This is a genomic window from Lacrimispora indolis DSM 755, assembly GCF_000526995.1.
Lineage (GTDB): Bacteria > Bacillota > Clostridia > Lachnospirales > Lachnospiraceae > Lacrimispora > Lacrimispora indolis.
On sequence record NZ_AZUI01000001.1, the window covers coordinates 4,071,906 to 4,086,839 of the forward strand.

Annotated in this window: 16 protein-coding genes; 14 read left to right on the forward strand and 2 right to left on the reverse strand. The window is 45.9% G+C overall.

Annotated features, from left to right (window positions below; all coding sequences use genetic code 11):
• Window positions 1-197: 197 nt before the first annotated feature.
• Complete coding sequence (locus K401_RS33945) at window positions 198-836, reverse strand: DUF1801 domain-containing protein (protein ID WP_024294538.1); 639 nt, start codon at window positions 834-836, stop codon at window positions 198-200.
• A gap of 243 nt (window positions 837-1,079) precedes the next feature.
• Between K401_RS33945 and K401_RS0119545 the strand changes: the two genes are divergently transcribed.
• From K401_RS0119545 to K401_RS0119610, 14 genes are all read left to right on the forward strand, one after another.
• A complete protein-coding gene (locus K401_RS0119545; RefSeq protein WP_024294539.1) occupies window positions 1,080-1,901 on the forward strand; it encodes an MBL fold metallo-hydrolase in 822 nt (273 codons plus the stop codon).
• Window positions 1,902-2,346: 445 nt separating this feature from the next.
• A complete protein-coding gene (locus tag K401_RS0119550; protein ID WP_024294540.1) occupies window positions 2,347-4,254 on the forward strand; it encodes an NADH-quinone oxidoreductase subunit 5 family protein in 1,908 nt (635 codons plus the stop codon).
• Between the two features lies 1 nt (window position 4,255).
• Complete coding sequence (locus K401_RS0119555) at window positions 4,256-5,116, forward strand: respiratory chain complex I subunit 1 family protein (protein WP_024294541.1); 861 nt, start codon at window positions 4,256-4,258, stop codon at window positions 5,114-5,116.
• A gap of 48 nt (window positions 5,117-5,164) precedes the next feature.
• Window positions 5,165-5,638: an NADH-quinone oxidoreductase subunit B family protein gene (locus tag K401_RS0119560; protein ID WP_024294542.1), complete on the forward strand. Its 474-nt coding sequence runs from the start codon at window positions 5,165-5,167 to the stop codon at window positions 5,636-5,638.
• Window positions 5,631-5,972, forward strand: a complete 342-nt coding sequence (locus K401_RS0119565; RefSeq protein ID WP_024294543.1) for an NADH-quinone oxidoreductase subunit C — start codon at window positions 5,631-5,633, stop codon at window positions 5,970-5,972. The genes K401_RS0119560 and K401_RS0119565 overlap by 8 nt, the downstream gene beginning before the upstream one ends.
• A gap of 38 nt (window positions 5,973-6,010) precedes the next feature.
• On the forward strand, window positions 6,011-7,090 hold the full coding sequence (locus tag K401_RS0119570) for a hydrogenase large subunit (RefSeq protein WP_024294544.1): 1,080 nt from the start codon (window positions 6,011-6,013) through the stop codon (window positions 7,088-7,090).
• Between the two features lie 57 nt (window positions 7,091-7,147).
• Window positions 7,148-7,513, forward strand: a complete 366-nt coding sequence (locus tag K401_RS0119575) for a 4Fe-4S dicluster domain-containing protein (protein ID WP_024294545.1) — start codon at window positions 7,148-7,150, stop codon at window positions 7,511-7,513.
• Window positions 7,480-7,818, forward strand: a complete 339-nt coding sequence (locus K401_RS0119580; protein ID WP_024294546.1) for a hydrogenase maturation nickel metallochaperone HypA/HybF — start codon at window positions 7,480-7,482, stop codon at window positions 7,816-7,818. The genes K401_RS0119575 and K401_RS0119580 overlap by 34 nt, the downstream gene beginning before the upstream one ends.
• Window positions 7,819-7,832: 14 nt before the next feature.
• Window positions 7,833-8,498: a hydrogenase nickel incorporation protein HypB gene (hypB, locus tag K401_RS0119585; protein WP_024294547.1), complete on the forward strand. Its 666-nt coding sequence runs from the start codon at window positions 7,833-7,835 to the stop codon at window positions 8,496-8,498.
• Window positions 8,459-10,900, forward strand: coding sequence for a carbamoyltransferase HypF (locus K401_RS0119590; RefSeq protein WP_024294548.1), 2,442 nt, complete (start codon window positions 8,459-8,461; stop codon window positions 10,898-10,900). The genes hypB and K401_RS0119590 overlap by 40 nt, the downstream gene beginning before the upstream one ends.
• Complete coding sequence (locus K401_RS0119595; RefSeq protein WP_024294549.1) at window positions 10,863-11,078, forward strand: HypC/HybG/HupF family hydrogenase formation chaperone; 216 nt, start codon at window positions 10,863-10,865, stop codon at window positions 11,076-11,078. The genes K401_RS0119590 and K401_RS0119595 overlap by 38 nt, the downstream gene beginning before the upstream one ends.
• Before the next feature lie 3 nt (window positions 11,079-11,081).
• Entirely contained in the window at window positions 11,082-12,119 is a 1,038-nt protein-coding gene (gene hypD / locus K401_RS0119600) for a hydrogenase formation protein HypD (RefSeq protein WP_024294550.1), read from the forward strand.
• A gap of 44 nt (window positions 12,120-12,163) precedes the next feature.
• Entirely contained in the window at window positions 12,164-13,141 is a 978-nt protein-coding gene (hypE, locus tag K401_RS0119605) for a hydrogenase expression/formation protein HypE (RefSeq protein ID WP_024294551.1), read from the forward strand.
• 110 nt (window positions 13,142-13,251) lie between these two features.
• A complete protein-coding gene (locus tag K401_RS0119610; RefSeq protein ID WP_024294552.1) occupies window positions 13,252-13,821 on the forward strand; it encodes an N-acetylmuramoyl-L-alanine amidase family protein in 570 nt (189 codons plus the stop codon).
• A 118-nt stretch (window positions 13,822-13,939) separates the two neighbouring features.
• On the opposite strand, the gene K401_RS0119615 is transcribed toward K401_RS0119610, so the two are convergent.
• Window positions 13,940-14,902, reverse strand: coding sequence for an aromatic acid exporter family protein (locus tag K401_RS0119615; RefSeq protein WP_024294553.1), 963 nt, complete (start codon window positions 14,900-14,902; stop codon window positions 13,940-13,942).
• Between the last annotated feature and the right edge of the window lie 32 nt (window positions 14,903-14,934).

Below are 14,934 nucleotides of genomic sequence, written 5' to 3' on the forward strand. Positions count from 1 at the left end.
TCCTCCTTTTCTATTATTTTGACCGAATCAATTAGCGAAGCGGAGAGTCCGCCCGATGGTGCGGGGAGCTCTGTGACACTTGGTCATTGCGAATATCCCTTTGGCTATGAAAAATTATATCATTTGTGGATAGAATGACAATGAAAATCAGGGGAATTAAGAATTATTAAGAAATGGTATGGAAGAAAAAAGGCCGGTTAAAAAGGACCGGCCTGAGTGGTTTTTTTGGAGGAATAAGCCATGCCCATGTAGGCATCCCCTGAGCGCAGTTCATCAAGCATCTGATTGATCCGCTTTCTGCGCGTTTCCGGTCGCCTGGCTCTTGTGATCCATCCGATATAATCGTTTCTCTGATAGGGGGGACGGGCATCATAGGCTTGGGTGAGACCTTCCGTTTGAAGTTCTGTCATCACATCATCAGGCATGGGATAGCGGGGACGCAATGTTTTTTCCTTTGCTTTTCCTGCCCTTTTCTCCTCTGCCAGCGCTTCCTGCTCGGTGACCCGGAAGCGGACCATTCTGCCAATGAGTTCCAAGGGAAGGGGCTTGTCATAGGGAAACTGGACCGTGCCCTTAGAGAAGCGGTATTCCTTCAGCTCTTCTTCAAAGGCTTCAATTGCGGTGGGGGCCGGGTGAAATCCGATATGTTTTTTCTCTGCTGAAAAATGCACCAGATTGCCGTAATAGACAAATGTGGCCATTCCCCAGCTGATTTTTTCCTCTGCTTTTGGTGCGGCTTCCTTAATGGTCTGGTACAGCGTTCGCAGCAGGGGCTGTATTTCCGGGGCGCGGCCTGTGATGTATTCATCAATGGTGGTTGGGAGTTCCTGTTCCATGTGGTACCTCTTCTTTCTGTTTTTGTATTTTGTTTGCTCTGTTTATTTTACCACAAAAACCTGTTTTAAAATAAAAATAAAGCGGTGAACCGGAAAAATTTTTAGTTTTATACATTGCTCAGGATCAAAAGACAGGATGCTTGTTTGTCTGCCGTTTTTCATAAAATATTTACATATGGGAAATAAATTGTGATATGATGAATGCATCAGAAAAGAAGCCCGTAGGAAAGGTGGAATACATATATGAAAACAGGTAAGGAATTGATCAATGAGATTTATGAAACCATGCCGGCTGCTGGAGAGGCGGCGATTTGGTGGCTTGGCCAGTTAGGCTTTGCCGTAAAGCTTGGAGGCAGGACCTTTTACATGGATGCCTTTTTATCCCCGCATCCAAACAGAAGGGTCCCTTCCCTGTTAGAGCCTGAGGAGGTGACAAATGCAGATTACATCTTTGGAAGCCATGACCATGCGGACCATATTGACAGGAAGGTCTGGCATCAGCTGTCAGTCAGCTCTCCAAATGCCAAATTTATCGTGCCAAAACTGCTCATCTCTTCCCTTTCCAACGATCTTAATATAAAAGAAGACCGGTTTCTGGGGCTTGATGATGGGGTTACTTTAAAGCTGTTGGATGATATGAGCATAACAGGGATAGCCGCTGCCCATGAATTTCTTGACCAGGATCCGGATACAGGTTCTTTCCCCTATCAGGGCTGTGTTGTGGAAGGAGGAGGCTGCACCCTGTACCATTCCGGAGACACCTGTATTTACGAAGGGATGTATGGCAGGCTCAGGAAATTTGAAAAGCTTGATGTGATGTTCCTTCCCATCAATGGACGGGATGGCAGGAGATATAAGGAAAACGTCATCGGCAACATGACATACCAGGAAGCAGCGGATATGGCGGGGACTTTCAGGCCCGGTCTGGTGATCCCGGCCCATTACGAGATGTTTGAAAAAAACAGTGAGGATCCATGGCTGTTTGCGGATTATCTTACAGCCAAATATCCCGGTGTCAACTACTGGATCGGCGGGCATGGGGAAAGGATTATGATCAGGCATTAAGGAATAAGAGGCAGAAAAGAGGCATTCGGACGGACATCCGGATGCTTTTTTATTAATTTAACAATTTCTTTACACCTGGATTTTTTGTTGAGAAATCGTCATTGTGTTAAGATGCTGTTTATTTTTGTGTAAATCTTGTTAAGAAGTCGTATATATTTTTGCATAAAAGCATGGTCTGCCCCCGCATTTTTCAGTTTTATCCTGCTTATTGAGAAGTTCTCTCTTTCCTTTGCTTTGATTTTCTATATTTTACTTTTGAGTGTAAAAATTGTGTAAATTGTACATAAAACAAAACATTGACAACCACTTTTAGTGTGTTATAATGAGCACGAATTCATCAATGGTACGGAAAAGTTCATGGAATTAGAGAATTTTGACGGTGTTGTTGATTTTTTTATTTTCCATTGTGACAGATACTATAAAACAAAAACAGGGTGATAAGTGTATGGGTGCGATAACGGTATTGATTTTATTTCCATTGGCTGCAGCGTTAGGAATCCTTTTTGTCAAAAATGATGAGACAAGAAATATGATGGTCAGGGCAGGAGCCGCAGGCACGGCTGTTTTGACTTTGGCAGCCGCAGGATTGTATTTTAAAAACGGGATTGTTTTCTCCTTCCATTGGGAAAAGGCGATTGATTTTATCATGGCAGTTGCAGAGGCAGCGGTGGCGGTCTATGTGATATCCATTGGTATCCGGTATAAAAAATATGTTATTTCTGTTTTATCCTTTGTACAGGCAGCAGCAATGCTATGTTTTGAATTCACGGTAAAAAACAAGATTGAAGTAAACCATGCCATGGTTTTTGATAAGCTGACGGCAATTATGGTATTGGTTGTCGGACTGGTGGGGAGCCTGATTTGTATTTATGCGGTGGGATATATGAAAACATATCATATCCATCACAAGGAATATCAAGAGAGGAAGGGTTTCTTTTTCGCAGTTCTATTTTTATTTCTCTCCGCCATGTTTGGCATTGTATTAAGCAATGATCTGACCTGGATGTATTTTTGCTGGGAGCTTACCACTCTTTGTTCCTTCCTGCTGATCGGCTATACCCGGACTAAGGAAGCCAGAAACAATTCCTTCCGCGCCCTGGTGATCAATCTGGGGGGCGGAGTTGCTTTTGCGGCAGGAATCATTTTCATCGGCACCTGTTATAATACTCTGGAATTATCAGTGGTCACTTCCTTAAAACCGGAAGCAGAAATGATGATACCTGTATTTTTCTTATCCATGGCAGCACTGACCAAATCAGCTCAGCTGCCCTTTTCTTCCTGGCTTCTTGGTGCCATGGTGGCACCCACTCCCAGTTCTGCCCTTCTCCATTCTGCTACCATGGTAAAGGCAGGAGTATATCTTCTTCTCCGGCTTGCGCCGCTTTTGGGCGCAACTCCTGTGGGAAGAACCGTGACCTTTGTGGGGGGAATTACCTTCCTGGCCTGTTCCCTTATGGCGATTTCCCAAAGTGATGCCAAGAAGATCCTGGCCTATTCCACCCTGGCTAATCTTGGACTTATCGTCATATGCGCCAGCGTGGGGACCCAGGAGTCTTTATGGGCAGCCATTCTTTTGATTATATTCCATGCAGTATCCAAATCCCTGCTCTTTATATCCGTTGGTTCTGCAGAGCACCAGATTGGAAACAGGGATGTGGAAAATATGGATGTTCTTCTTGGAATATCGAAAAAACTGGCCCTTTATATGATGATCGGCATTGCGGGAATGTTCCTGGCTCCCTTTGGAATGCTCATATCAAAATGGGTTGCAATGAAGGCCTTCATTGACTCCAACAACGTTGTGATCGTTATTGTGCTGGCTTATGGCAGCGCTGCCACATTGTTTTATTGGACAAAGTGGATGGGGAAGCTGGTTTCAAGGGCTAATATGAGGCAGCAGGGGGGAGACAAATTCCACCTGGATGAAGAAATTCCTATTACAATACTTGCGGCCATGGTGGTAGTATCCTGCTTTACCTTTCCGCTGGTATCAAAATATGCCCTGATTCCTTACCTGACAGAGGCTTTTGGAAAACCGGCTTCAATCCCCATTGGAACAAATGATATCAAGCTGATGCTGTGCATGCTCAGTATGCTCATCATACTGCCAATCAGCTTTATCCCCATCTATAAAAATGATAAAAGAAGAAGAGTGCCGGTTTATATGGCAGGTGAAAACACGGGAGACAACGAAACCTTCTACGGAGCCATGGGAGAGAAGCGGAAGATGGAACTGCGCAACTGGTACATGGATGAATACTTCGGGGTCAGGAAATTATCTCTCTGGAGTGATGTCATAGCAATTGCAACCTTAGTTGCAGGAGTGGTGCTGATGATTGGAGGAATGGCGTAATATGAATATTTTGATCATAATAGGGATCGTGCTGTTCGCTCCTGCTGCAGGAGGCTTGCTGACAGGATTTGACCGCATTTTATCAGCCAGACTGCAGGGAAGACAGGGACCGCCTTTATTTCAGCCGTTTTACGATGTACTGAAGCTGGTTCAGAAGGAATCCATTGAGGTCAATTCCATGCACCGCTTCTTCGTGTATATCTCCCTTGTGTTTGTGGTATTTACTACTGTGATCCTCCTTTCAGGGGGAGATATCCTGTTAGCCATATTTGCACTGACTCTTGGTTCAGTATTTTTCGTTTTAGGAGGCTATGCCTCCAATTCTCCTTATAATACCATTGGTTCAGAAAGGGAATTGCTGCAGATCATGGCTTATGAGCCAATGGTGCTGCTGACCTGCATTGGCTTATATTATGCGGAGCACAGTTTTTTTGTAAAGGATATTGTAATGGCGCAAGAACCATCCATCCTTTATCTTCCCGGAGTGTTTGTGGGACTTTTATTTATCCTGACCTTTAAGCTGAGGAAATCCCCCTTTGATTTAAGCATGTCCCATCACGGGCATCAGGAAATCGTAAAAGGCATTACAACGGAATATTCCGGTAAGGACTTGGCAGTAATCGAAGTGACCCACTGGTATGAGGTGATCATATCTCTTGCTCTGGTTTATGTATTTTTTGCAACAGCTGCGCCGGTGAGCCGTATTTTTGCGGTCATTGTATGCCTGTTTGTGTATTTCCTTGAAATTATCATAGATAATGCAACCGCAAGGCTGAAGTGGCAGCAGGCGCTTCGGTCAGCATGGATCGTGACCGGTATTATGGGTACGGTGAACTTGATCATCCTGTCATTTTTCAGATGAATTCCTGGAAGGTCATAAAAGCCGCCCAAAGGCGGAATGGAGGATATTATGAATGTTGTAAAAAAATCGCCATGGATTCTGCATTATGACGGCACAAGCTGCAACGGCTGTGATATCGAAGTGCTGGCATGTCTTACCCCCCTTTACGATGTGGAGCGTTTTGGAATAATCAATACCGGCAACCCAAAACATGCGGATATTCTGCTCATTACCGGAAGCGTTAATGAGCAGAACATACCGGTGGTAAAGCAGCTTTATGAGCAGATGCCTGATCCAAAGGCAGTTGTGGCAGTGGGAATCTGCGCCACCTCAGGAGGAATTTTTGCGGAGTGCTATAACGTGGCCGGAGGAGTGGGGAAGGTGATTCCGGTGGATGTCTATGTGCCCGGCTGTGCAGCCCGTCCGGAGTCCATCATAGACGGAGTGGTGAAAGCACTTGATGTTTTGGAAGAAAAGAGAAAGGACTCCGTCAAAAAGAAATCACACCGGCTGCTGGGCGGCAATGGAGAAAATCATGGCTGAACAGATATTAAAAGAGATCTCCGCAAATGATCTGCTGGCGGAGGCATTGAAAATAAAAAATGATGGTTACCGGCTTGTTGCTGTTACCTGTACAAACCGGGATGGTATGGAACTGACCTACTCCTTTGACAAGGATTATGAGCTTTTAAACTTACGGATCATGACCGATACGGAAACAGAACTGCCAAGCATCAGTATTATTTACCCTTATTCCTTTCTTTATGAAAATGAGATCAAGGAACTATTTGGAGTCAAGATCACTGGTATTGCGCCGGACTTTCACGATACCCTGTATAAGATTCCGGTCAAAACACCGTTTCAGAGGAACGATTAGGCAAATGGTGCGGTTTTGCATCAGAATGGAGGCTACTTATGGGAAACAGGACGATTGTTCCGTTTGGACCTCAGCATCCGGTACTTCCGGAGCCGATCCATCTGGATCTGGTTTTAGAGGATGAGCGGGTGGTTGAGGCCATCCCCAGGATCGGATACGTTCACAGAGGCCTGGAAAAACTGGTAGAAAAAAAGGATTATCAGCAGTATGTCTATGTTGCGGAGCGGATTTGCGGCATTTGTTCCTTTATGCACGGCATGGGCTATTGTATGTCAATAGAAAGCGTTATGGGGGCAGAGATCCCGGATAGGGCAAAATTTCTGCGGACCATTTGGGCAGAGCTTTCCCGCCTGCACAGCCATCTTTTATGGCTGGGGCTTTTGGCAGATGCGTTTGGCTTCGAAAGCCTGTTCATGCAGTCCTGGAAATTGAGGGAACAGGTTCTTGATATTTTTGAGGAGTCCACAGGAGGCAGAGTCATATTCTCTGTTTGTGATATCGGCGGGGTGAAAAAGGATATCGCTCCTGAGACTTTAAGCAGGATACGGGAGGTTATGAACCGCATGGAAATGGAATTAAAGGAAGCTGCCTCTGTATTCCTCAATGATTCCACGGTAAGGCTCCGCACCAAGGGAGTCGGCGTGCTGTCAAAACAGGCGGCTTTTGAGCTGGGAGCAGTGGGGCCTATGGCAAGGGCCAGCGGGATTGAAATGGATTTACGGTCACAGGGATATGCAGCCTATGATAAGCTGGACTTTAAGCCGGTCACGGACCAGGGCGGAGACTGCTATGCCAGAACAAAGGTCAGGATCAGGGAAATGTTCCATTCCATGGATCTCATCAGGCAGTGCATTGCCATCATACCTGATGGAGAAATAAAAAGGAAGGTAACGGGAAATCCAAAGGGAGAGAATTTCACCCGCTTAGAGCAGCCCAGAGGAGAGGTCCTTTATTATACAAAGGCAAACGGCACAAAGTTTCTGGACAGAGTAAGGGTCCGTACCCCTACCTTTGCCAATGTTCCTGCTTTGCTGGAAACCTTAAAGAACTGTTCTCTTGCCGATGTGCCCATCCTGATCCTTACCATTGACCCATGCATCAGCTGTACCGAACGGTGATATGCCGTAATATATAGAAATGTCATTGCTGCAAAAAACAGCGGAATTGAGGAAAGTATGTCTATATTAAGGATGTCAAAGACGCTTTTAAAAAACCTGATTCATGGCCCTTATACGGTTCCTTATCCGGTAAAGCAAAAGGAAACATATGAACACACCAGAGGCAGGATCGGGATACGGGTGGATGAATGTATCTTCTGCGGAATGTGTGAAAGAAGATGTCCCACAGGTGCCATTCAAACGGATAAATCAAAAGCCATGTGGAGTATTGACAGGCTTAAATGTATACAATGCAGTTATTGCAGTGAAGTGTGTCCTAAGAAATGTCTGAAGATGGAAAGCCGGTACACTGCGCCATCATATGAAAATGTAAGGGATGAATATGTGAAATGCATGAATACCCAATCACACGGCGAATCATAGAGATTGCCGGAGAATACGCTGAAAAACATCATGCAAAGGAAGTAAAGATCATCAATCTGGTGGTGGGTGATACCTGCGGTTACGTAGCCAGTTCCATTGAACTTTATTTTGATTTGATAGCGGAAGGAACCCCCTGTGAAAAAGCCAGGCTTCATATTGAACGGGTGGTGCCCAGGCTTAAGTGCAGTGCCTGCGGAGCCTTGTTTGTCCGAAAGCCGTTCACCTTTGAGTGTCCGGACTGTAATGGAGAGGGGCGCCCCACAGATATTGGCCAGGAGTTTTATGTCAAATCTATTGAAATTTAGGTGTGGAGGAAAACATGGACGAAAAAAAAGAAATAGAAATCATGCAGTCTGTCTACGACAAAAATGACCAGGTCGCGGCGCAGATCAATGAATCATTAACAGATAGCGGCATTTATGCTATCAATGTAATGGGAGCACCGGGAGCAGGAAAAACCACTTCCCTGATACAGATCATCAAACGTCTTACAGAGGTATCATCTTACGTGATCGAAGGGGACATTGAGGCGGATTTTGATACAAAAATGCTCCAGTCCCTTGGTGTGAAGGCCATTCAGATCAATACGGGCGGCGCCTGCCATTTGGATTCCCCCCTGATCGGTAAGGCGGTGGAGGAGCTGAACATCAGGGACGGGATTCTGTTTATTGAAAATATCGGAAACCTGGTATGCCCTGCTGAATTCATGATCGGGGAACATGCCAAAATGCTGGTTTCAACGGTAACAGAGGGCAGCGATAAGCCGTATAAATATCCTTTGGCTTTTGAGAAAGCTGATCTGATTTTATTGAATAAATGTGATCTTTTACCATATATTGATTTTGACGAGGACTTTTTTATGAAAGGAGTCCGGGCTTTGAATCAAACAGCTCCGGTTATAAAGGTATCCGGAAAAAGCTCAGAAGGCTATGAAAAGGTAGTAGAATGGATCATGGAAAAAAACAGGTTATCACAGAAAAAATAAGAGTTTACGGCATTGTACAGGGGGTTGGATTCCGACCCCTTGTTTACCGTACAGCCAAACAATACAGGATAAAAGGACAGGTCCGTAATGTAGGCGGCTATGTTGAGATTGTGGCCCAGGCAGAAAGGGATATGATCGGCCGGTTTCTGGACGGCTTAAAGGAAAACAGGAAGGGCGGCCAGGAAATTATAAAGATGGAAGCAGAAGAGATTCCTTTCATGGACCTTGATGATTTTATCATTATAGGGAGCGAATCCGGCGGGGAAATATCAGTGATTCCACCGGATTTACCGGTCTGCCCGGAATGCATGAAAGAGCTTTCTGATGCGGCTGACAGAAGATATCAGAATCCATTTATCAGCTGCATATCCTGCGGCCCCAGATATACCATAATTGAGGAGCTTCCTTATGACAGAAATCGTACAACAATGAGGGATTTCTCCCTGTGCAGCACCTGTCTGGAAGAATACACCTCGCCTGATGGCAGACGGTTTCATGCCCAGACTATTTCCTGCAATGACTGCGGCCCCTACCTGATCTATAGGGACAAGAAACATGACACCGGAGAACTGCGGGAAAGGGAAGCGTTTGAAAAAGCGCTGTCTGAGCTGGCCCGGGGAGGGATCGTTGCAATTAAGGGAATCGGAGGCTATCACCTGGCTTGTTCCCCTTTTAGGGAAGATACGGTAAAACGGCTCCGCAAATTAAAGGGGCGGGAGGAAAAGCCTTTTGCAGTCATGTTTCCTGGAATTCCGGAAATAAACAAATACTGTCTTGTTTCTGAGGTAGAAAAAACACTGCTGGAATCCAAGGCAAGGCCCATTGTTCTGCTTTCCATATTATTTCCCACGATTTCCGGGCAGAGCCAACCACGCGTCACCGGGTGTACAGGCATACCCCCAGGGCGTACCATAAAACAGGATTCTATGGCTCCCTCTGTAGGAAATGGAAGTATTGATTGCGGAGCTTTCCTTCCGTATACACCTCTCCAGCATATGCTGATGCAAAGGCTTGGGCCACTGGTCATGACAAGCGCCAATATTTCCGGACAGCCTATCATCCGTGAGGATGAACTCATGCTGGCTCTCTCATCTCCTTATTTAAGCGGTGTATTATATAATAAAAGAAGGATTGTCCGTTCCGTGGATGATTCTGTTGCTAAAATAATTGAAGGCAGGCCCCAGTTGATCCGAAGAAGCAGAGGTTATGTCCCATATCCGGTTTTTCTTCCTAAAGAAGAGGAAAAGGGGAATGAAAGAGAAGGGCGGACAAAGGCCGGAATATTTGCGTCTGGAGGAGATTTAAAGGCATCCTTCTGCCTTTGTCATAAAGGAAATGCAGTGTTATCCCAGTATTTTGGAGACTTGGAAGAAGATTCGGTTATGAAGGAATTTCAAAATGCCTATCATGATCTGACTAAGCTCCTTAGAGTTGAGCCTGGGCTGGCGGTCTGTGATCTTCATCCCAACTACCATTCCGCGCGTTTTGCAAAGGCTCTGGACATCCCTGTTTTAAGAGTACAGCATCACCATGCCCATGTTGCATCGGTTCTCGCCGAGCATGATTTAAAGGGACCGGTGATCGGAGTTGCCTTTGACGGGACCGGCTATGGGACGGACGGGAATATATGGGGCGGAGAATTTCTTGTCTGTGAAGGAAGTGACTTCATACGGGCAGCCCATTTGAGCCTGTTTCCCATTCTGGGAGGAGACAGGTCCATGGGGGATGCCAGGAAAACGGCCACCTGCTGTCTGCTTCACGCAGGCCTTGAAGCTTACGTTCAGGATGAGAGGCTGGATGTGATAAAAGCCGCCCTGGAACATCATGTCAACAGGGTTTTGACTTCCAGCGTGGGACGTCTGTTTGATGGGGCGGCATCTGTTTTAAATATCGGGCATGAGAACCGGTATGAGGGAGAATGTGCCATATTGCTGGAAAAAGAGGCGGTGCTTGCAGAGAGAAACCGGGTAAAGCCGGCAGAGCTTTCTTTTGGGATCAAGGAACACGAGGCTTTCCTGGAATTGGATCCCCGGCCGGTTTTTGAAGCCCTCTGCAGCAGGAGAAGCAGGTCAGAGACAGGTTCCCTTGCTCTTGGCTTTCATCTTGCACTGGCGCAGGGAATCGCATCTGTATGCGGGAAGCTGCGGGGCAGATACTTAAGCAATGCGGTAGCCTTAAGCGGAGGTGTTTTTCAAAATTCCCTTCTCACCGGGCATACCATCAGGCTTTTAAGGGAAAAAGGATTTCAAGTCTATTGGAATGAGGCGGTTCCTCCAAACGACGGGGGAGTGAGCCTTGGCCAGGCTTATCTGGGAAACGAATACTTAAAATCCGGGATTATGGATTTGGAAAGGACAGAATGCCATGTGTGTTGCAGTGCCGGGAAAAGTGATTCAAATTAAGGGTGATTATGCAAAGGTCAACATTATGGACAATATTACCGATGCAAATATAAGGCTGGTGGATACAAAGGTCGGAGATTATGTTCTCATACATGCCGGCTGTGTCATTGAGGTTTTAAGGGAAGATGCAGCCCAGGAAATTCTCTCCATATTTTCCCAGCTTATGGAGGAGATATAAAATATGATTGAGCAGGTGATCCATGAACTGAAAAATTATGACGGAAGGCCGGTAAAGATCATGGAGGTATGCGGGACCCATACGGCCAGCATCTTTAAAAATGGCATCCGGACCATGATTTCACCTAAGATCCAGTTGATTTCCGGGCCAGGCTGTCCGGTCTGCGTCACTTCTTCCGCCTATATTGATGAGCTGACGGAATATTCCCTAAAGGCGAACCATTGCGTACTCACCTTTGGAGATATGATGAAAGTCAAAGGAAGCAGGATGAGCCTGACAGAGGCAAGGGCAGCCGGAGGACGGGTGAAAATCCTGTATTCTCCCCTTTTGGCAGTAGGAGAAGCGGAGAAAAACAGGGAGACCCAATATGTTTTTGCGGCAGTTGGATTTGAAACCACGGCCCCCATATATGCTCTGCTCCTTGAGGAGATCCGTGAGAAGAAAATTGAGAATCTAAAGCTTTTGACCTCTTTAAAAACCATTGTGCCGGCCCTTTCCTTTCTCTGTGAAACGGAAAAAAACATTGACGGGTTTCTAAGTCCCGGACATGTCAGCGTGATCACAGGAAGCGAAGTGTACCGGGAGCTGGCGGCAAGATACCAAAAGCCCTTTGTCATAGCAGGCTTTGAAGGAGAGCATATCCTGGCCGCCGTATATGAGATCATGACCCAGATCAGGAAGCAGCGCTTTGAAGTGAAAAATATGTATGCCAGCGCTGTGACAGAGGAAGGAAACCGGAAAGCTGCTGCACTGATTGAACGATACTTTGAAGCTTTCGATGGGTTTTGGAGGGGGATTGGGACCATAGAAAAATCCGCTTTAAGGCTTAAGGAGAAATACAGAACTTATGATGCAGGAAGTCATGGAGAGGCGGCAAAAGAGCACATGCCGGTTGGCTGTAAGTGTAAGTCAGTCATCCTTGGGCGGATCAATCCGCCGGAATGTCCCCTGTTTAAAACTGCCTGCTCCCCGCTTCATGCCATTGGTCCCTGTATGGTATCCCAGGAAGGGGCATGCGGCATCTGGTATCAGAATTCATGATCCTGAAGGGATTAGAGAAAGAGAATGAAAGGAGAGGTCAGGCCATGAAAATTAATATGTCCTACGGCAGCGGAGGAAAACAGACAGGCAATCTCATCAGTGAGGTGTTTCTAAAGCATTTTAATAATAAAACCTTAAACAGGCTGGAAGATTCCGCTGTAATAAATATCAAAGGGAAAATTGCCTATACAACGGATTCCTTTGTGGTCACTCCTTTGTTTTTCAAAGGAGGAGATATCGGGAAGCTGGCCGTATGCGGGACGGTGAACGACCTTTCCATGATGGGAGCTGTCCCAAGATATTTAACTGCCGGCTTCATTATAGAAGAGGGGGCAGAGCTTGAGACGATGGAGCAGATAGCCGCTTCCATGGCACTGGCAGCCAGAGAGGCGGGCGTAAAGATCGTAGCCGGTGATACAAAGGTAGTGGAGGGAAACGGCGGAATCTATATCAATACTTCCGGAATAGGTGAGATCCGGAAAGGAGGGATCAGCATTTCAAAGTGCAGGCCAAGGGATTCCATTATTCTTTCCGGAAATCTTGGAGAACACCATGCAGCCATTCTTTCCAGCCGGATGGGGATCGAAAACCAGATCGCAAGTGACTGCGCACCTCTTCACTCCATGGTAAAACATCTTCTGGACGAAAAAATCCAGGTTCATTGCATGAGGGATGTTACCAGAGGAGGGCTTGCCACGGTTCTTAATGAGGCGGCGGACCAGTCCTTCTGTAAGGTGGAAATATGGGAGGAAACCATTCCGGTCAGTTTCCAGGTCAAAGGCTTTTGTGACATCCTGGGTCTGGATCCTCTTTATATGGCAAACGAAGGAAAAATGATAGCCGTTGTTCCTGAAAACCAGGCTCAAAAGGCTTTGCAGGCAATTCAGAAAAGCAAATACGGAAAAAATGCCAGGATCATCGGAACAGTTCTGGAGGGCAGGGGCGTGACAATGAAAACCAGGCTGCAGGGAAGCAGGACCATTGATGTTTTATACGGCGAAAGTCTGCCCAGGATCTGTTAGGAAATCTTCTGTTTTTGTATGTGAAAATAGACAAAAAGCCTGATAACATGTGGCATTTGCGGGATTAGGTCATATATTTATTATAGCTAAGTATGAAAGGAAATGCTAATATGGCTATTAAAATATTTATTGATCAAGGTCATAATCCCAGCGGATATTTTAACAGTGGTGCGGAAGCTAATGGTTTGCGTGAGTCGGAAATCAACTATCAGGTGGGGATTTATCTGCTGAATTTATTAAACAGTGATCCAAGATTTGAAGCACGGGTGTCCAGGCCGGAGCCCACCACCGTATTAGGAACTAATAATACCACCAGTCTTGCCCAGAGAGTTGCCATGGCCAATTCATGGCCGGCCGACTATTTTATCAGCATACATTGCAATGTGAATCCAAACCCTGCCATTAATGGAACGGAGGTATATATTTACCAATATTATACCCAGGCACAGTGGCTGGCAGAGCAGATCATGGAAGGCGTAAACCAGGTGACTGGAACAGCAAACAACGGGATCAGGGAAAACCCATCCCTGTATGTTTTAAGAAATGCAAATATGCCGGCCAACCTTGTGGAATTGGGCTACTTAAGCAGTCCGTTGGATTCAGAAAAACTGCGTGATGACCAGTATGGATTTGCGTATGGTATTTTTTTAGGTATCATGAGATATTTTGGTTTTGCATGATAATCTTTAAACTGGATAAAATGATATGCTCCCTTTGTGGTGAATAGGAAGAGAATTGTAACTATTTGCTGCAAGGAGGGCATTTTTTTGTGGCTTAGTCTCTGCCTTTGTCTTAAGATTACCTTCGATGAGCCAGAACAAATTCCCTCTTTATCATCAACAGCTCTTTTATCTGCTTTAAGATATAAAACAGAATGGCCCTGGCTTCAAATTCCTCCCGGTCAGAGGGAAGCTCATGGCTTTTCAGCTCCTGAAACAAAAGGTCCAAGTCCTTTAAAAGCCCTTCTGCCGTATTTTCTCTGTGATATCCCTGTTCAATTCCTTTTAACAGCTGTGCCACCTGCTGTGCCTGTCTGGGCAGGCAGGTGATGCTTTTGATGTTTTCGTAAATTTCCTGAAGCACCATGCTTTGCTGCTGACGCATCTGAACATAATCCACTTCATAGGAATCCTTTTTCCAAAGTGCGTTGTTGTAATTATTAAGGGCACATCTTCTGGCCTGATCCAGGCTTTCCTTAAGCTGGATGAGGCAATCCGGGCCATATCCGCTTTTATCTTCCTCCATCAGCCAAAGGGACATGCGGTTTAAGATTCCCTTAATCTGCATATCCACATCATCAGCCAGTTTCTGAAATACTTTTTCCCTTCTTCGAAGATGCATATTCACAAGTACCCCTACGGTTGTTCCAATCAGGAACAAAGCGATCTCATTTCCTATGAGAGGCGCGGACATGGACTGCTCAGCCAGGAAATGGGTGATCAATACCGAGTCCATGGCAATTGCTTCTCCCCAGTCCGCATACAGGCAAAGCAGGGCGAATAAGAGAAGATATGCTGCAAATGCAATCAGGGTAAAGCCCAGAAGCCGGAAGGAGACTGCGGCCAGCATTAAGGCGCACAAAAAAGCCAAAGTCCGGTTTCTGGCGCTTTTAATGGTTTCCCTCTTGGTATTTTGTATGCTGAGTACTGTGATGATGCCTGCAGTAGCGGAATATTTTAAGCCAAGCTCAGCGGCAATGGCAATGGCCAGCACTGCTGCAGCGGCAATTTTAATGCTTTTAATCACTTTTTCCTTATCCATAAATGTCCCCTCTTAAAAAGCAGTTTGTGTTT